General features: G+C 44.1%; 15 protein-coding genes. 9 read left to right on the top strand and 6 right to left on the bottom strand.

All coding sequences use genetic code 11. The annotated features are described in order from the left end of the window. Window positions 1-588: 588 nt before the first annotated feature. Together purL and purF are read left to right on the top strand one after the other, a co-directional pair. Window positions 589-2,949 (top strand): phosphoribosylformylglycinamidine synthase subunit PurL, encoded by a 2,361-nt coding sequence (gene purL / locus A3775_RS05290; RefSeq protein ID WP_066381390.1) that lies wholly within the window; start codon window positions 589-591, stop codon window positions 2,947-2,949. 308 nt (window positions 2,950-3,257) lie between these two features. After that, a complete protein-coding gene (purF, locus tag A3775_RS05295) occupies window positions 3,258-4,757 on the top strand; it encodes an amidophosphoribosyltransferase (RefSeq protein ID WP_066381386.1) in 1,500 nt (499 codons plus the stop codon). Window positions 4,758-4,903: 146 nt separating this feature from the next. Here purF and A3775_RS05300 read toward each other — a convergent pair whose 3' ends face one another. The 3 genes from A3775_RS05300 to A3775_RS05310 all read right to left on the bottom strand — a co-directional run bounded on the left by A3775_RS05300 (window position 4,904) and on the right by A3775_RS05310 (window position 7,021). Beyond that, window positions 4,904-5,185, bottom strand: coding sequence for a hypothetical protein (locus tag A3775_RS05300; protein WP_066381384.1), 282 nt, complete (start codon window positions 5,183-5,185; stop codon window positions 4,904-4,906). 152 nt (window positions 5,186-5,337) lie between these two features. Further along, window positions 5,338-6,378, bottom strand: a complete 1,041-nt coding sequence (locus A3775_RS05305) for an ABC transporter permease (RefSeq protein ID WP_066381382.1) — start codon at window positions 6,376-6,378, stop codon at window positions 5,338-5,340. Window positions 6,379-6,502: 124 nt separating this feature from the next. After that, the gene (locus A3775_RS05310; protein ID WP_066381381.1) at window positions 6,503-7,021 is read right to left on the bottom strand and encodes an adenine phosphoribosyltransferase; all 519 of its coding nucleotides are present in this window, start codon (window positions 7,019-7,021) and stop codon (window positions 6,503-6,505) included. 1 nt (window position 7,022) lies between these two features. Here A3775_RS05310 and A3775_RS24040 point away from each other — a divergent pair, with 1 nt between their 5' ends. From A3775_RS24040 to A3775_RS05320, 3 genes are all read left to right on the top strand, one after another. After that, window positions 7,023-7,292 (top strand): hypothetical protein, encoded by a 270-nt coding sequence (locus A3775_RS24040; protein ID WP_156481570.1) that lies wholly within the window; start codon window positions 7,023-7,025, stop codon window positions 7,290-7,292. Between the two features lie 289 nt (window positions 7,293-7,581). Further along, window positions 7,582-8,208 (top strand): DUF3038 domain-containing protein, encoded by a 627-nt coding sequence (locus tag A3775_RS05315; protein ID WP_066381379.1) that lies wholly within the window; start codon window positions 7,582-7,584, stop codon window positions 8,206-8,208. Continuing rightward, window positions 8,205-9,683: a DUF4335 domain-containing protein gene (locus A3775_RS05320; RefSeq protein WP_066381376.1), complete on the top strand. Its 1,479-nt coding sequence runs from the start codon at window positions 8,205-8,207 to the stop codon at window positions 9,681-9,683. The genes A3775_RS05315 and A3775_RS05320 overlap by 4 nt, the downstream gene beginning before the upstream one ends. 132 nt (window positions 9,684-9,815) lie before the next feature. Here the strand turns inward: A3775_RS05320 and A3775_RS05325 are convergent, their stop codons facing one another. The 3 genes from A3775_RS05325 to A3775_RS05335 all read right to left on the bottom strand — a co-directional run bounded on the left by A3775_RS05325 (window position 9,816) and on the right by A3775_RS05335 (window position 13,846). Next, complete coding sequence (locus A3775_RS05325) at window positions 9,816-12,086, bottom strand: transglycosylase domain-containing protein (protein ID WP_066381373.1); 2,271 nt, start codon at window positions 12,084-12,086, stop codon at window positions 9,816-9,818. A gap of 540 nt (window positions 12,087-12,626) precedes the next feature. Beyond that, entirely contained in the window at window positions 12,627-13,103 is a 477-nt protein-coding gene (gene lspA / locus A3775_RS05330) for a signal peptidase II (protein WP_066381371.1), read from the bottom strand. 155 nt (window positions 13,104-13,258) lie between these two features. After that, the gene (locus tag A3775_RS05335; protein ID WP_066381369.1) at window positions 13,259-13,846 is read right to left on the bottom strand and encodes a biotin transporter BioY; all 588 of its coding nucleotides are present in this window, start codon (window positions 13,844-13,846) and stop codon (window positions 13,259-13,261) included. A 172-nt stretch (window positions 13,847-14,018) separates the two neighbouring features. Here A3775_RS05335 and A3775_RS24045 point away from each other — a divergent pair, with 172 nt between their 5' ends. The 4 genes from A3775_RS24045 (at window position 14,019) to pstA (ending at window position 17,679) form a co-directional block, all read left to right on the top strand. Continuing rightward, the gene (locus A3775_RS24045) at window positions 14,019-14,192 is read left to right on the top strand and encodes a hypothetical protein (RefSeq protein WP_156481571.1); all 174 of its coding nucleotides are present in this window, start codon (window positions 14,019-14,021) and stop codon (window positions 14,190-14,192) included. A gap of 255 nt (window positions 14,193-14,447) precedes the next feature. Beyond that, window positions 14,448-15,602, top strand: a complete 1,155-nt coding sequence (gene pstS / locus A3775_RS05340) for a phosphate ABC transporter substrate-binding protein PstS (RefSeq protein ID WP_369815994.1) — start codon at window positions 14,448-14,450, stop codon at window positions 15,600-15,602. Window positions 15,603-15,827: 225 nt separating this feature from the next. After that, window positions 15,828-16,778 carry a phosphate ABC transporter permease subunit PstC gene (gene pstC, locus A3775_RS05345; RefSeq protein ID WP_066381365.1) on the top strand — a complete coding sequence of 317 codons (951 nt, stop codon included), beginning with the start codon at window positions 15,828-15,830 and terminating at the stop codon, window positions 16,776-16,778. A 19-nt stretch (window positions 16,779-16,797) separates the two neighbouring features. Further along, window positions 16,798-17,679, top strand: coding sequence for a phosphate ABC transporter permease PstA (gene pstA / locus A3775_RS05350; RefSeq protein WP_066381363.1), 882 nt, complete (start codon window positions 16,798-16,800; stop codon window positions 17,677-17,679). Window positions 17,680-17,704: the final 25 nt, after the last annotated feature.

Below are 17,704 nucleotides of genomic sequence, written 5' to 3' on the forward strand. Positions count from 1 at the left end.
CCTCCCCTGCCTCCCCTGCCTCCCCTGCCTCCCCTGCCTCCCCTGCCTCCCCTGCCTCCCCTGCTCCCCTGCCTCCCCTGCCTCCCCATTACCCAAACAGAAAGCCGACAACCTCTTTTACGGAATGTCGGCGATTAGTGTGTTCCCTATTAATGACTCGGCTAGAGTTCAGTAATACTTAAATATTTACAAATTGGTTATATAAGTAAAACGATCTAAATCAATAAATTCAGTGATTCTTATCACTTAAGATAGAGAAATTTACTGCATTCATAGAAAAAATCTATTCCTAAAGATATATGACAACACATAATTTGGGACATTATTGTGACAGAAATTACACTTTTTAATTAAATTGAAACATTACCTTCGGACGAGGCTATGTCAGAAGGGGAAAGCGTGCGATCGCCTGTCTGATATCTTGCACCATTCTCAATAAACGTATTTTTGATATCTGAGGCACCCTACTAATATGCCAGTTGCGTCAGTCCTGTATCTGCCGGGGAACCCGTCTACCGCAGTGGCTCACCTCCTACCTCTTGCCTCCTGCTATACAATAATGCTCTGTACTATTGGTGCATTATTTCCATGACTGCTACATCTCCTGCTCCCTTTTCCCCTCAAGAAATTGCTGCTGAAGGTATTAAACCCGAAGAATATGCAGAAATTGTGCGTCGTTTAGGTCGTCATCCCAACAAAGCCGAACTGGGAATGTTTGGCGTAATGTGGTCTGAGCATTGTTGCTATAAAAATTCTCGTCCTCTACTCAAACAGTTCCCCACAACTGGCCCCCGCATCCTTGTAGGGCCTGGTGAAAATGCTGGGGTGGTAGACTTAGGTGAGGGACTGCAACTAGCATTTAAGATTGAGTCTCATAACCATCCCTCAGCCGTTGAACCATTTCAAGGAGCAGCTACCGGAGTCGGTGGTATTCTCAGAGATATCTTTACAATGGGGGCGCGTCCCATTGCTTTGTTAAACTCTCTGCGGTTTGGTTCTTTAGACGACCCCAAAACTCAAAGGCTGTTCTCTGGCGTAGTTTCTGGTATAAGCCATTACGGGAATTGCGTAGGTGTTCCCACTGTAGGCGGTGAGGTTTATTTTGACACAGCATACTCTGGGAATCCTTTAGTCAATGTCATGGCGTTAGGATTGATGGAAACACCAGAAATTGTCAAATCTGGGGCATCTGGTCTAGGGAATCCGGTGTTATATGTAGGTTCTACCACCGGACGCGATGGCATGGGAGGCGCGAGTTTTGCCAGTGCGGAATTAAGCGATGAATCTATAGATGACCGTCCGGCGGTGCAAGTAGGCGACCCCTTTTTAGAAAAGTCTTTAATTGAAGCTTGTCTAGAAGCATTTAAAACAGGTGCAGTAGTAGCCGCTCAAGATATGGGTGCGGCTGGTATTACCTGTTCTACTTCCGAGATGGCGGCCAAAGGTGGCGTAGGTATCGAACTTGACTTAGATAAAATTCCGGTGCGGGAATTGGGAATGGTTCCCTATGAATATCTACTGTCAGAGTCCCAAGAACGGATGCTGTTTGTCGCCCACAAAGGACGCGAACAAGAGTTAATTGATATTTTCCACCGTTGGGGACTACACGCCGTTGTTGCTGGTACGGTAATTGCAGAACCCATCGTCAGGATTTTATATCAAGGTGGAGTTGCAGCAGAAATTCCGGCGGATGCTTTGGCAGAAAATACGCCGCTTTATGAACGTGAGCTATTGACAGAACCACCAGAATATGCTATTAAAGCTTGGGAATGGTCGCCTGATACTTTGCCAACTTGCACCACAAACGGTATTGAAATTCAAGGTACTGTAAAAAGTTGGCATGACGTTTTATTAACTTTACTCGATACACCGACCATCGCCTCTAAAAATTGGGTGTATCGTCAGTATGACCATCAAGTGCAGAATAACACCGTTGTCTTCCCTGGTGGCGCAGATGCGGCAATAGTACGTTTACGTCCCCTAGAGAAGCAGGGGAGCAGGGGAGCAGGGGAGCAAGGGGGAACTGCTAATGCTCAAAGTGGTGTGGCTGCTACTGTTGATTGTAATTCTCGTTATGTTTACCTTGACCCCTATGAGGGAGCTAAGGCAGTAGTCGCAGAAGCAGCACGTAATCTTAGCTGCGTAGGTGCAGAACCTTTGGCGGTGACAGATAACCTGAATTTTGGCAGTCCCGAAAAACCCATTGGTTACTGGCAATTAGCAGAAGCTTGTCGAGGTTTGGCGGAAGGTTGTCGAGAATTGGCAACTCCGGTAACAGGGGGTAATGTTTCGCTGTACAATGAAACCCTTGATGCTCAAGGTAATCCTCAACCGATTTATCCAACTCCCGTTGTGGGGATGGTAGGGTTAATACCTGATTTAACCAAAATTTGCGGTCAAGGTTGGCAAGCTAGCGGAGATATCATTTACCTTCTGGGTTCATCTCCTAGCAGTTTGGGCGCATCTGAGTATTTAGCTAGCATTCACGGCACTGTCGCAGGTAGACCAGCTAAGGTAGATTTTGAATTAGAACGTCGTGTCCAAAAAGTTTGTCGTGAAGGTATCCGTGCTGGTTGGGTACGTTCAGCCCATGATTGTGCTGAGGGTGGTTTAGTTATTGCTGTAGCAGAATGTTGCTTGGCTGGTAAGTTGGGGGCGCAAATTTATCTAGAAGCCACTCAGTCACAACGTTTAGATGAATTACTTTTTGGTGAAGGTGGCACAAGAATTATTGTGTCTGTATCCCCTGCACAGCAAGAGATTTGGGAATCCTATTTACAGGAGCATCTAGGTGAAGAATGGCAACAATTGGGAACAGTGGGTAATATCGACACAGGATTGGGGGTTTTGACCACTGATAACCACAGCATAATTCAAGTTAGTATCGAACAGATGAGCGATCGCTATCAACATGCGATCGCTAGACGGTTAATTTATCTAAGAGAGTAGAGAGTAGGGAGTAGGGGAGATGAGGGAGGTGAGGGAGATGAGGGAGACAAGGGAGAAATTCTTTCCCAGTACCCAGTCCCCAATCCCCAATCCCCAGTCCCCAATCCCCAGTCCCCAATCCCCAGTCCCCAATCCCCAGTCCCCAGTCCTCCCAACTATTGATTAATTCCCTCAAACCAATAGCAACTTTGGACACATTTAAGGTACTGTTTTAATGGATGGTTAAAGATTTATTAAGATTAGCACCACTATCCGGTTCATAAAAATAATCCCAGTGACTTGACACCCCAACCAGGAGCAAAGCTAGCATGATTCCCATTGATTCCGTCACTTTGGATGAGTACGCCCAACATACCAACGACTCAATCAATAGTTTGGAAAATCGTCCTGACAAGCCAGAAGAAGCTTGCGGCGTTTTCGGCATCTACGCACCCGGACAAAATGTTGCCAAACTGACCTACTTTGGATTGTATGCCCTCCAACATCGGGGTCAAGAATCAGCCGGCATTGCCACATTTGAAGGGGAGCAAGTCCATCTACACAAAGACATGGGCTTGGTGTCTCAAGTGTTTAGTGAATCCATTTTGGAAGAGTTACCCGGTAGTATCGGCGTTGGTCATACTCGTTATTCCACCACCGGCTCTAGCCGCAGAGTTAACGCCCAACCTGCTGTAGTGGACACACGCTTGGGTAAAATAGCTTTAGCACATAATGGCAATTTAGTCAATACAATAGAATTACGAGAAGAGTTACTCAAGACCAATTGTAACTTAGTGACTACTACCGACTCAGAAATGATTGCCTTTGCGATCGCACAAGCCATTAACACAGGTGTAGATTGGTTAGAAGGTGCGATTCAGGCATTTCATCGCTGTCAAGGTGCGTTTAGCTTAGTAATCGGGACTCCCGTAGGTGTGATGGGTGTGCGCGATCCTAATGGCATTCGTCCCTTAGTCATTGGAACATTACCTAGTAATCCCGTCCGTTATGTTTTATCTTCCGAAACCTGCGGCTTAGATATTATTGGTGCAGAATATCTCCGCGACGTAGAACCAGGAGAAGTAGTTTGGATTACCGAAGAAGGTTTAGCTTCCTTCCACTGGAGTGAAAAACCCCAGCGCAAGCTGTGTATTTTCGAGATGATTTATTTTGCCCGTCCTGATAGCCAAATGCACAACGAGAGTCTGTATAGCTATCGGATGCGTTTAGGGCGACAACTAGCAAAAGAATCCTATGTAGATGCTGACATCGTTTTTGGTGTCCCTGATTCTGGCATACCTGCGGCAATTGGATTTTCTCAAGCTTCTGGTGTCGCTTACGGTGAAGGATTGATCAAAAATCGCTATGTTGGGCGTACCTTTATTCAACCAACCCAAACTATGCGCGAGTCGGGTATTAAAATGAAACTTAACCCGCTTAAAGATGTACTCGCGGGTAAACGGGTGATTATCGTTGATGACTCAATTGTGCGGGGTACGACAAGCCGCAAACTGGTTAAAGCCTTGCGTGAAGCTGGTGCAGCAGAAGTACACATGAGGATTTCTTCACCACCTGTGACTCATCCCTGCTTCTATGGTATTGATACAGATACCCAAGATCAGCTAATTGCGGCTACCAAATCTGTAGAAGAAATCGCCCAGCAGCTAGAAGTAGACTCACTAGCATATCTCAGTTGGGAAGGGATGCTAATAGCCACCGGAGAAGATACCAATAGTTTCTGTTCTGCTTGCTTCACCGGAGATTATCCGGTAGCGATTCCTGAACAAGTGAAGCGTTCTAAGTTGATGTTAGAGAAGGTGGTAGTTTAGGGACTAGAAAAGTAGGTTGGGTAAACTGTAAACCCAACTTGAACCATTAGCATCAATGTTGGGTTTGTAGTGAGGACTTTAGTCCTCAAAATGAAAGCACTAAAGTGCTGACTACAAACCATAACTCTAGTCCAAAATTGCTACGCTCATCTGTGCTGGAGAAAATCCACTTTAGGTAACAACGGATCAGTTACAACACCCACACCAGTAAAACCCCAGCGTTGAAGCAAACTGCCTAACTGTGTACCAGGAATAGACTCTACAGCAAAGCGGTTTGCTACTTCTGCGGCGTGGGTATTGAGATAGGTTAAAGCGTCAAAATTTTCCCGAAATAGTAACAAATAACCCGATGTTTCCTCGCCGGGGCGGGCTGTAAGATAACGACCGTCAGCTTTTGAACGTACTAGGTAATAGACTTCGGACAGCATGGGGAGGAATCAATTAAAAATTCAAAATTCAAAATTCAAAATTAAAGAATCTCTGGGACTGGGTAAGGGAGGTGAGGGGAATGAGGGAGCAGGGGAGCGGAGGAAGAAAAACTAATAACTAATGAATAATGGCCATTGACTAATGACTAAAATTATGCTTCAAGACGGATGCGGGGGTCGGCTACTTTCAGTAATAAGTCTGCCATTAAGTTGCCTACATTCAACAATACGGCACTCATGACTAGACTAGCCATGACTAAATATTGGTCTTTGGCAATTACCGCCTGTAAAGTTAATCTACCTAAACCCGGCCAGTTAAAGAACTGTTCAGCGATAAATGCACCACCTAATAAGCCGGCTAACTCAAAACCCAACAAAGTAATCAGGGGGTTGATCGCATTACGTAGCGCATGAACGTAAATCACGCGATTTTCTGGTAGCCCTTTGGCGCGTGCAGTTTGAATGTAGTCTTGCCTTAGCACATCTAATAATTCGCCGCGCATGATGCGTTGTAACCCAGCAAAACTGGTGATACTTAACGCTATAGTCGGTAAAATCATGTGCCAGCCAATATCTAGGATTTTACCAAACCAAGATAAATCAGCGTGATCAATGCTGGTCATACCACCGACGGGAAATAAAGGCGTGGTGTATTGGGCAAAGATCAGGAGAAACAGCACAGTTATAAAGCTGGGGAATCCTTGTCCGGTGTAGCTAATCACTTGTAAAATTCTGTCAGTGGCTTTATTTTGCTTGACAGCCGCCACGATACCCAAGGGAATTGCGATCGCCCAGGTGACAAATAAAGAAGCGATCGCCAACATTAAAGTAGCGGGTATTCTTTCCCATAGCAGAGACGCAACTGAACGCTGATAAACAAAACTCGTGCCAAAATCACCCTTGGTAAAAATCCGCCACAACCACAGCCCATACTGTTCTAGCCAAGATTTATCTAAACCAAACTGTCTTTTGAGTTCATTAATACGTTCCGGGGAAATTTTGGGATTTTGTCGCAGCGTATCTACATAGTCACCTGGTGATAATTTCATGATGAAAAACGACAACGCCGATGCTAACAATAAAGTTAACAACGCTTGTAAGATTCGCTTAATCACATAAATAAACGTTTCGCTGGTGACAAACCTGATCAACCAGTCCCAACTTCTATCCCAAGAAATTCGTGTAGATGTCACGTCGCTTCGCTCCGAATTCAAAATTCTCTCATTCAAAATTAATCAATGTGTAATCGTCATTAGTCAATTGCTAACTTTGAAACTATGGGTTATGGAGTATGAACTGTTGACTGTGGACTAATCATTAATATTCAACTACGGAAATAATCGGCACATCTGGTAGATATTTGCGCCCTTGTAAATCCCGTAGCTCGATGATAAACCCAAACCCGACTAATTCGCAGCCGATTTGCTGGACTAACTTAGCTGTAGCACTGGCTGTACCACCTGTAGCAATCAAATCATCTACAATCAAGACTCGGCTACCTGGATGTAAAGCGTCTTGATGCACTTCCAAACAGTCAGTACCATACTCTAGTTGATATTCAACCGAATGAACTGCTGCTGGTAGCTTACCTTTTTTACGCACAGGAATAAAACCAGCCCCTAATTTATAAGCCAAGGGGGTGCCAAAAATGAACCCCCTTGATTCCATACCCGCAACATAATCTATAGTCAAACCAGTCTCAATACATTTTTCTGCTAAAAAGTCAATAGTATATCGCAATCCATCGCGATCGCGCAGTAAAGTAGTGATATCACGAAACAAAATTCCAGGCTTTGGAAAATCAGGGATGTCGCGAATAAGAGATTTTAGATCCATAGTGCTGAGTTATTGGGTATTGGGTATTGGAGACTGGGCTGGGCATCGGGCAGAAGGCAGAAGGCAGAAGATTTTCCCCTGCTCACGGCAGTCCGCTCAAGTCGGGAAACCCGCCCACGGGGCTGCCTCCCCTGCTTCCTCATCTCCCACCCTACGGGTGAATCCTACGGAGACGCTACACGTTCGCGTAGCGTCTCTTAAGAGAAGCAAGCTACATCTTCCTCATCCCCAATCACCAGTCCCCAGTCACCTGAAAAATCGTACACTATAATGTCATACGCTTGGGATCAATGCCTAGGTTTCGCCATCTATTGACGATACTGAGAATTTAAACCAAGCTAAGAGATGGATTTATACTCAAGACATAAAAGAGTAAAATTATGCTTTAAAAACTGAAATTTACGTATAGAACAACTTGAGAGTAGAACAACTATGTAAATGTATATATCTAGTAGCCTGACTACTGCCACCAGTTTCATCTTGCTGTTTGGCTAGATATCCTAAAGTTAGTTCTCCTAGTTTTATTTGATTTATTGGAGCCGCACAAGGTATTTGATCGAATGAATGTTTCTGCCAGCTTAACGCCGTTCAACAGTCCAACCCCCCCCTCATTACCGATGATTTTGGACGCTCTACCAGATCCTGCCATTCCTGGGCAGGGATGTCCGGCTAGAACTAGGATGCAAATTGATCTGATTTTACTGGCGATCGAAGCTTTAGAATTGGGTGGTTCGGAAGCCATCCTAGCTTTTGCTGAAGAATTAGATTTAAAAGGAATTATTAAAGACAGAGTGAACTTGTGGCGGATGCGCTCTTCTAACCCCATCCGCAGAGCGCATATTCGTCGCCCTTTAACCATTATGGAGGCAAAAGCCTTAGTGGTGATTGCCTGTTACATAGCACGGCGTTTAACAGTAGTTATCCGCCAAATGCTGATCATTTGTCAACAACTCAACGAAAAGCAAATTCCTTTAGAACAAAATTTACGCTTATCTACTTACCTAGAAAGGTTTAGAGCGCATTTTAAAAGCAGAATGAATGCTCGGCGCATTGGTGCTTTAGCATTAACTTCTGATGAAAAATTAAATGAATTAGCTATAAATCTCTTAGGACAACTGCTATTTTGTACTGGCACAGCTGGAATGCAGCGATTCTGGATCAGTCTATTTGATGGGGAAGTAGAATGAACATTCAAAGGAAGTACAGTTTACCTAATTGTACGGTGCTGTTAGAAGGATTAAGTGATGCTAATAGGGGCGCACAATTTCAGGAATTGCGCCCTGAACTGTCAATATTGGTAAATGCAGAATGTTATATATCTGGACACACCCAGCCTTTAGTGGGGGGAAGAGAATTTTTTGAAAGTTTGGTGCGGGCTGTGAGTGGTTATGCTCAAGAATTTTTAAGTAATGTGCCGAATCCACAAGCACATAACCAAGATTCTGAGTTAGTGGAGTTACAAAAAATCGACCATAACCGACATAGGCTGATAGTACATTATGAGAATGCACCAGAGGAATTTAATTCTCAGCATCAACAACCGATGCAAATAGATTTAAATACGGTACAGTTGTTTGATTTAGTGGAAGCTGTAGATCAGTTTTTTGCTGACACGCAAACTTTACCGGAGTTATCACTAGAATTACAACCAGTGACTAGACGTTATGGTGGTACCAGTCAAGTTGTATTAAAGCAAGCAGTACCCGCAACTGTTGGTGTTTCTAGTTTAGCTGTGGCAGCGATCGCCTTTAGTTTTGTTCCTGCCCCAGAAATGCGTCCCCCAGAAACCAAAACAGAGGAGCAAAGTTACACTACTCCGACAACCAATCCAACCACAACACCCACAACCACACCCTTAGCTGAAACAACACCAACCGCCACACCTACACCAACCACCACACCCTTAGCATCTGCACAACCCACACCAAACTTTCCCACAACTGCGACAGCTGCCACACAGCCGACAGTTCAAGATTTAGAAGCACTTTTAAATACAGTTAATGAAATAACCGATCCGTCTCAACTCAAAGCTTTAAATCGTCAAGTTTGGAACCAAATTGATCCAGTTTGGAATAGCCGTTCAGGAATTAATCAGGATTTAGTTTATCGCGTGGGTGTAGCTGCGGATGGTGCGATTGTGGGATATAAAGCAGTCAACCAACAGGCAAACACCGCTATAGAATTAACGCCTCTGCCTAACTTACTATACAATCCTGCTAGACGTACTCCCATCGCTAATGAGCCAATTGCCCAGTTTAGAGTAGTTTTTACTAGCAAAGGTGTGTTAGAAGTCAGTCCTTGGCGGGGTTATGCCAGCACACCCCAAGTCATCGGGGCTAAAATCACTGAACCGAATGCTATCAAAGCTTTAAACACCAAGCTATATGATACACTCCGGCAAACTGCAATTAGCACTCCCAACTATACCAAAGACTTAAAGTATCGGGTGGCGATTAATCAAGAAGGCACAATTGCCGATTATGAGCCACTCAATCAAGTCGCCTTTGACTATTTCCGCGAAACACCTTTACCAAAGATGTTTCAAGCAGTCTATGGCTCAAATGCAGCCGCTCCCAACAGTAGCGAACCTCTAGCTCACTTCCAAGTGATATTTAAACCTAATGGACAATTAGAAGTCAGTCCTTGGCAGGGATACGACTAATTGAGGAAGCAGGGGAGGCAGCCGCGTGGGCGGGTTTCCCGACTTGAGCGGACTGCCGTGAGCAGGGGGAAAAACTAATGACTAATGACTAATGAATAATGACTAATGACTAATGACTAATGACTAATGACTTCAACGTGTAATTCTCCTCATATAATTTCCCCATAATTGGGCAGCTTGCGCGCTGCTCCCAGAGGTGGGAGAATTATCATCATTGCCGAGCCAGATACCTGTGGCTAATCGGCGACTGGGAATAAAGCCGATAAACCACAAGTCAACGTTTCTATCGGTTGTACCTGTTTTGCCTCCTTCCCCCAGTCCAATGGCCGCACTGCGTCCAGTACCCCTTGTGATTACCTGCTGCATCATATTCGTCATTTGAGCAGCAACACCTGTAGGTAGGACTTGCTTGTTGGCTTCTCGATTTTGGTCGAAGGAGTAGATGACACGGCAGGTTTTTAAATCATTGCGATCGCTACAATCACCACTATCTAAAATTCTACTAATAGCATGGGGAGGATTCCACACGCCACGATTTGCCACCGCCGCAAAAGCCCCTGTCATCTCTAATACATTAACTACACTTTGACCCAATATCAAACCGGGTACTGCTTCCAGTGATGACTTTACCCCCATGCGATGGGCTAAAGCTACCACCTTATCCAGCCCGACTTCCCTACCTATCCGCAGGGCTATGGGATTTTCTGAAAGTGCGTATCCCGTAATCATGTCTAAACTGCCACCAGCACCAGAACGACAGGGACGATAAGTAAAGCCTTGCCAAGTCAAAGGAGCGCAAGAATAACTCCTAGATGTTGGTATACCTTGTAACAGTGCCTGAGTGAAAGGAAAAATTTTAAAAGTAGAACCGGGTTGTCTTTTAGCTTGCACAGCCCGATTAAACTGACTGCGGCGATAATCAGTACCGCCCACCATGGCCAAAATACTACCTGTTCTGGTGTTCAGTGTCACCATTCCGCCCTGAGAAAACCGAAAACTAGCACCGGCGGTGTTGACGGCATTTTGTAAAGATGCTTCCGCCTGTGCTTGTATTCTTGGGTCTAGCTGAGTTTCAATTATGAAGTTTCCTTCCCTAGCTGCACCTTCACCGAGTATCTGTTCTAGTTCCTGAAACACATAGTCATAAAAATAAGGAGCGATAGTTTTAGCTTGCTGCTCACATACTTTTGGACTAACTTGGACAGTGGATCTTCTAGCGCGGTTGGCTTCCTCTGGGGAGATTTTGCCCATTTCCAGCATCCGTTTAATTACACGGTTGCGGTAGTCTGCTGCATCTAGCCGCCTGGGGCTATTCCCACAAAAATTAAATCCGTTGGGAGCCGGTAAAATTGCTACCAATGTTGCTGCTTCCGCTAGAGTTAAGTCTTTAGCTGACTTCTCAAAGTAATATTGAGCCGCATCCTCAAAACCAGAGGTATCTGCCCCTAGAAATACCCGATTTAAGTAAGTCAGCAGAATTTCATCTTTGCTGTAAAAAGTTTCTAATTTGAGGGCAACAATTGCTTCTCTTAACTTACGTCCTAGGGAGTCTTGCGCGCCTACATAGTCACGAAACAAACTACGAGCCACCTGTTGGGTAATGGTGCTAGCACCTTGCTGCACACCTCCGCTACGAGTATTAATGAACACTGCCCGTAGCACACCCAAGGGATCAACCCCAAAGTGCCAATTATAGCGACTATCCTCAGAAGCTATGACTGCCGCAGGTAAATAGGGGCCAAACTCTTCTAAATTTTTCTTGTCTACGTGTGCCACAATCCGAGGCTGACGTAAAGGAGTGCTACCATCGCCAGCATAAACGACTATAGGCGCGCGGCTAGCTGTAGGTAAAGGACGCACAGAAAATTTCAGCCATTCTACCCCAATCACCAATGCTAATAAGGCACTAACGCCACCAAGCCCATAACCAGCCCAAGTTGCGGCTTTCACATACAAAGGTGGTGGATCGAAATATTGCAATCTCACTGATGCTGCTAGTTCTGGGGGGCCTAGGGTGAAAATATCGCCATGACGTAGTTCTAAACTCTGAACTCGCCGTTTACCGCGATAGATACCATTTGTCGAGTTTTCGTCTTTGATCACAAACACGGGGGTACGTTGTGACGAATCCCGTGTTAAGGATAGATGAATTTGGCTGACAACTGGGTTACGAACGACGATATCACAGGATTTGGAACTGCGACCGAGGATATAGCGATCGCCCAACAATGGATAAGTTTCCGCCTTATCTGCCCCTGCATCCTGCACCCAGAGTTCTGGTACTTTGGCATTAGGCTTGAGTGCCAGTTTAGAAAAGTCAACCCTAGCTTGAATAGTATGTACAGCTTGAGTCAGTTGACCTAGTATAGTTTGTGACTTGTGGGGAGGTTGGGGAGAGTTCATTGGCTGTTTACATCACAGTTGTTAGACAAGAATCAGGTAAATAGCAGTTTTGATATTTGGTCTTACACCATTTTACTCCTCAGCCAAAAAATTAATTGGCTATACGGAATTATTCCCGATTTAATCTTACATCAATAGACTATATTTCTAGTAAATTTACTTACTGATTTCCAGTACCTGTTAATATAGATAAAATTCTTGATGCCGAACTGACAATGCTGATTGTCTCTAATGTGAATTGAGGCATCACCAGATATGGCATTTTGATTTTGGTATTGGGGAAAACCTCCTATCAATAAATCTGGTATTGAAATTTGATTGCTGTGAGATATGGCCATCCTATTTGATTGTTGAACAAGACTCAGTACACACCGAAACCCTTTTTTCCTGTCGCCTGTTGCCTGTTGCCTGTTCCCTGACCACACAAATAAATTCAAAAATCAAACCGGATGACTATATCCACATACTTTACAACACAAAAAACGTAGACATTTCGGAAGATTGAAAAAAAATCTCTAATTAGCTTTCAATGCGGTGGATTCACCGAGACCGGCGATGAGAAGTCGGTGTTTTTTGGAACGAGGCGATGAGTAGACAAACAATACCAATGCTAATGAATGAATCTGCCATATTAAACACAGCAAAGTTAATCAATCGAAAATCGAGAAAATCAACTACGTAGCCTAAAACAAACCTATCAATACCATTACCCATCGCTCCACCTAAAATCAAGCCGTAACCCAGCTGATCCCAGAGGCTTAACATGGGGCCAACAATTGCTACAGCTATTAAGACTAAACTGACTCCTAAAGATAGCCAACGCAACCACTCTACTTTGCCACTGAATAAACTAAAAGCTGCACCAGTATTAGTCACATAGGTAAAGTGAAATATACCTGGTAGTAGTGGTAGTGTCTCTCCTAGGCTAAAGGTTTGCACTACCCAGTATTTTGTCAGTTGGTCTAGGAAAAAAGCGATAAAAGCAGCTATCCAGAAGAGGCGATTTTTAAAACGCATGAAAGAAATTAGGGATTGGGGATTGGGGATTGGGGACTGGGGACTGGGGATTGGGGACTGGGAATTGGGGATTCAAGAAGAACTCGAAAGAATATCAGCATCATGACACTTTTTAGCCTCTAGCCTCTAGTCCCTAGCCTCCAGCCTGTCCATAACTAATAAAACATTAAATGCCGTAACAGATATGCTACTACGGTGACAGCACAGACTACAGCTAATTGCCCTGGGATGGCAAGCCAGGAGTAGGTGAGGATGGCTTGCATTAAGGGTATGCTGTCTGTAGTTTGCCACTGGAAAAAATCACTAATGACTAAATAAGTAATTCCGCAAATATGGACAGTTAACAAGCCACAAATACAGCTAAATGTTAGCGTTTCCAGCCTTGGTCTAGCGATAAAGGCTAAAAAGCCACAAATCCATGCACCAGGGATAAAACCTAGTAGATAGCCAAACTGAGACAACTTGATATAACCAAGACCGCCACCATCATAAAATACAGGCAGTAAGGTTAAGCCCATGACTAAATAAGCAATTTGTGACAATGCACCAGCATTCTGACCCCCTAAGCAGCCTACTAATAGTACCGCGCCAATTTGATAGGTGACACCTAAAGAAAAAGTTTGAATTCCATGCTGACCCCAACTCCAAGGTAATGTGATACTGTGGGCTTCGAGAAAGGTACCACCAATTGTCAGAAGTAAGCCAATCATAGACCATAGCAATTGATTGGAAGCGGCAAACATTGATTATGAGGCTCAAGGGAAAACCAACAGCAACCAGTATAGGCATTAATTTTGCAACTGGGACTCGTATTTACAGTCACGATGGTGATGTTGTCTGATTATGATAACTCAGATAAGATAGTCATATAATTAACATTAATACTGGGGTTTATGCGGACTTATCAGTTGGTTGATGAATGAATACGAACTGGATCAGCGATGTTTTGTGAACTTGTTGGAGGCGATCGCACCTCTAAATTTTTCAGTTTTCCGGTTTGGCTATTTTCATGAATATTTTTTCAAATCTGCACCGCATACCAGTCAAATCCGCGATCGCTACAGCCAATTATTGATTCCCATCCAATGATAGAGTTTTGTAAATGCTGATGATAGATGGTAGGAAGCATCAACAAATACATTGTTTACTGAAACTTTGTATAAAATTTAGCATAAAAATCATGATACCCTCATGGTAATTAAGTCTGAAAAAAAATCTGTTTTTTTTTCTTTTATTAACCTCACCTTAACCTTAAGTCCTACCTATAAGGAGTAGCTTAGAAAAGCCTATGTGGAAATTTACTCAAAACTGACAGCTATGCTTTCACATCTAAATTCCCCAAAAATGAACCGCATTCCAGCTATTGCTTCAGTATTTGCACTGACAATTAGCCTCGCTGCTTGTGGTGGACAGCAAGCCTCAGACAATAGTGCAACTAATGATGCCACCTCTGGGGTTGCTAAAGATGCTACAGCCTCCAGCCCTGCCAAGTTGGATCTTGGTGGTAATGTGGCATTGACAGGAGCAGGTGCATCTTTTCCGGCTCCCTTATATCAAAGCTGGTTCACAGACTTAAACAAAAAATACCCCAATTTGCAAGTCAACTATCAGTCAGTGGGTAGTGGTGCCGGCGTTGAGCAATTTCTCAAAGGTACAGTAGACTTTGGTGCCAGCGATGTGGCGATGAAGGATGAAGAAATCCAAAAAGTAGCGGCTGATAAAGGTGTGTTATTGCTGCCGATGACAGCTGGTAGCATTGTTTTGGCTTATAACCTGCCTGGTGTACAAGAGTTAAAGCTCCCACGGCCAGTTTATGTTGATATTCTCTTGGGTAACATCAAAACTTGGAACGACCCCAAAATTGCTGCTGCTAACCCCGGTGTCAACCTTCCCAACCAACCCATCACAGTAGTACATCGTTCTGATGGTAGTGGTACTACTGGTGTATTTACCAAACACCTGAGTGCGATTAGTCCTGATTGGAAATCCAAAGTAGGTGATGGCAAAACAGTAAACTGGCCAGTAGGTGTTGGTGCTAAGGGTAATGAAGGTGTTACCGCCCAAATTCAACAGACTCAAGGTGCAATTGGTTATGTTGAGTATGGCTATGCTAAACAAAATCAACTCAATGTTGCTGCTTTAGAAAACAAGAGTGGCAAATTCGTCGTACCTACAGATGAGTCAGCTTCTAAAACTCTAGAAGCAGTAACTTTACCAGAAAACCTCCGCGCCTTTATCACAGATCCAGAAGGTGCTGACTCATACCCCATAGTTACCTACTCGTGGATTTTGGCTTATAAAAACTATCCTGATGCCGCCAAAGGCAAAGCGATGGAAGCGATGATCGAGTATGGTTTGACTGAAGGACAGAAAGTTGCAGCCGAGTTAGGATATGTTCCTTTACCTCAAAATGTAGTTCAGAAAGTGGCGACGGCGGCAGATCAAATCAACCCAGATTACAAAATTGCTGTTGGTGGTAGCACCAGTGCTAGCAAGTAGGCTGACAAGATGAGTTAAACTCAGTCAGGAAAATCTGCATTTAGCATATTCAGCTATAGCCAATTTGGGAATAATCAACTCATCTGGTTGATCCCTGGCTAAACATTAACAGCCACAAAGCCGGAACAGCCTAGGTTGTACAAATCTCACATTAGGCGGCAAAAATTTGCTTTAGCTGGTTGCTTCTCACATTTATCTCGGATTTAATTTTTACAATCAGTAGTCATGGCGACAAATTCCTCAAATCTGCCATCAGCGATTAAAAGTCGCTCGGAATTAGAACAGTCTTTAGATCGAGGCTTTATTTGGCTGACGCGGATTTTTGCGCTAGCGATCGCTGGCACTTTATTATGGATAGCGTTGCAAGTCACTATTGAAGCTTGGCCTGCCATCAAAGAATTTGGTGCGAGTTTCTTAGCTAAAAGTGCTTGGAACCCAGTCAAGGAAGAATATGGGGTACTACCTCAAATTTATGGAACTCTGGTCAGTTCTTTTCTGGGTCTGTTACTCGCCGTGCCAATAGGTGTTGGTACAGCTATATTATTGAGTGAAGATTTTCTCCCACTGAAAATCAGAACGGTATTAGTGTTTTTAGTAGAACTGCTGGCAGCTATTCCCAGCGTTGTGTATGGTATCTGGGGGATTTTTGTGTTAATCCCGATCCTCACCGACTTGGGAAAATGGCTGCATAGTGCTTTTGGCTGGTTGCCAATTTTTAGCACTCCTCCCACGGGGCCGGGAATGTTACCGGCGGGGGTGATTCTGGCAATTATGACATTGCCCATCATCACAGCCATATCCCGTGATGCCTTAATTTCTGTACCGCCTAGTCTGCGGCAAGCATCTTTAGGACTGGGGGCTACTCGCTGGGAAACACTTTTACAAGTGATGATTCCGGCTGCCTTTTCTGGCATTGTCAGTGCTGTCATGTTAGCACTAGGACGAGCAATGGGTGAAACAATGGCTGTCACCATGTTGATTGGTAACGCCAACAATATCAACATCTCCCTGCTAGCACCAGCCAATACAATTTCTTCTCTATTAGCAAACCAGTTTTCAGAAGCGAGTGGTCTACAAGTAGCAGCTTTAATGTATGCTGCTTTAGTTTTGTTTGTTTTGACTCTGGCAGTCAATATTTTAGCTGAGTTGATCGTGCTGCGAGTCAAGCGAATATAGCAGAGTTGTGGATAAAATTATGACTGCTGATTTTCCCAAAAGGACTTTAACTCGCGCCTCTACTTCTCCCCGGACAATGTTTAATACTGCGATGACGGTATTGGCATTTATTTGTGGAGGATTGGCACTTTTGCCTTTATTGGCTGTACTTTCTTACGTGTTGATTCAAGGTTTTAGCAGCTTGAATCTGAGCGTATTTACCGAACTGCCACCCGCACCTTTAAGGGAAGGTGGAGGTTTTGGTAATGCGATATTGGGAACTTTATTAATGGTAGGTATTGGTGCATTAATTAGTATCCCAGTGGGTGTGATTGCGGCAATTTATTTAACAGAATTTAGCTCCGGTAAATTAGCAAGATGGATACGCTTTGCCACTAATGTTTTAAGTGGAGTACCTTCGATTATTGCTGGTGTATTTGCCTATGGTATTGTGGTATTGACATTAGTAAAATTTAATCTAGGTTCTTATTCTGCCATAGGCGGAGGATTTGCTTTATCAATCTTGATGTTGCCAATTATAGTTAGAACTACAGATGAAGCCTTACAGTTAGTATCCCAAGATTTGCGACAAGCATCTGTAGGGTTGGGAGCTACGAATTTTCAAACTGTTACCCAAGTTGTTTTACCTGCGGCCTTACCAGCAATTGTCACTGGAGCCACACTAGCGATCGCACGGGCGGCTGGAGAAACAGCACCTTTATTATTTACTGCTTTATTCTCGCCTTTTTGGCCTGATAGCCTGTTTAAACCCACAGCATCCCTCGCTGTTTTAGTCTATAACTTTGCTATTTCTCCCTTCAAAAATTGGCAATCTCTAGCCTGGGCTGCTTCGTTGATTTTGGTATTGATGGTGCTGCTCACCAGTATCATCGCTCGCTGGGCAACCCGGCAAAAAGCTTAAAGATTAATTCTCTCATAGCTGAGTC

The organism is Anabaena sp. 4-3 (assembly GCF_001597745.1).
In the GTDB taxonomy this organism is placed as follows: Bacteria; Cyanobacteriota; Cyanobacteriia; order Cyanobacteriales; family Nostocaceae; genus Trichormus.

Coding starts and splice junctions, on each gene's coding strand:
- purL (WP_066381390.1), top strand. CDS start 589: ATGACTGCTACATCTCCTGCTCCCTTTTCCCCTCAAGAAATTGCTGCT.
- purF (WP_066381386.1), top strand. CDS start 3,258: ATGATTCCCATTGATTCCGTCACTTTGGATGAGTACGCCCAACATACC.
- A3775_RS05300 (WP_066381384.1), bottom strand. CDS start 5,185: ATGCTGTCCGAAGTCTATTACCTAGTACGTTCAAAAGCTGACGGTCGT.
- A3775_RS05310 (WP_066381381.1), bottom strand. CDS start 7,021: ATGGATCTAAAATCTCTTATTCGCGACATCCCTGATTTTCCAAAGCCT.
- A3775_RS05315 (WP_066381379.1), top strand. CDS start 7,582: ATGAATGTTTCTGCCAGCTTAACGCCGTTCAACAGTCCAACCCCCCCC.
- A3775_RS05320 (WP_066381376.1), top strand. CDS start 8,205: ATGAACATTCAAAGGAAGTACAGTTTACCTAATTGTACGGTGCTGTTA.
- A3775_RS05325 (WP_066381373.1), bottom strand. CDS start 12,086: ATGAACTCTCCCCAACCTCCCCACAAGTCACAAACTATACTAGGTCAA.
- lspA (WP_066381371.1), bottom strand. CDS start 13,103: ATGCGTTTTAAAAATCGCCTCTTCTGGATAGCTGCTTTTATCGCTTTT.
- A3775_RS05335 (WP_066381369.1), bottom strand. CDS start 13,846: ATGTTTGCCGCTTCCAATCAATTGCTATGGTCTATGATTGGCTTACTT.
- A3775_RS24045 (WP_156481571.1), top strand. CDS start 14,019: ATGAATGAATACGAACTGGATCAGCGATGTTTTGTGAACTTGTTGGAG.
- pstS (WP_369815994.1), top strand. CDS start 14,448: ATGAACCGCATTCCAGCTATTGCTTCAGTATTTGCACTGACAATTAGC.
- pstC (WP_066381365.1), top strand. CDS start 15,828: ATGGCGACAAATTCCTCAAATCTGCCATCAGCGATTAAAAGTCGCTCG.
- pstA (WP_066381363.1), top strand. CDS start 16,798: ATGACTGCTGATTTTCCCAAAAGGACTTTAACTCGCGCCTCTACTTCT.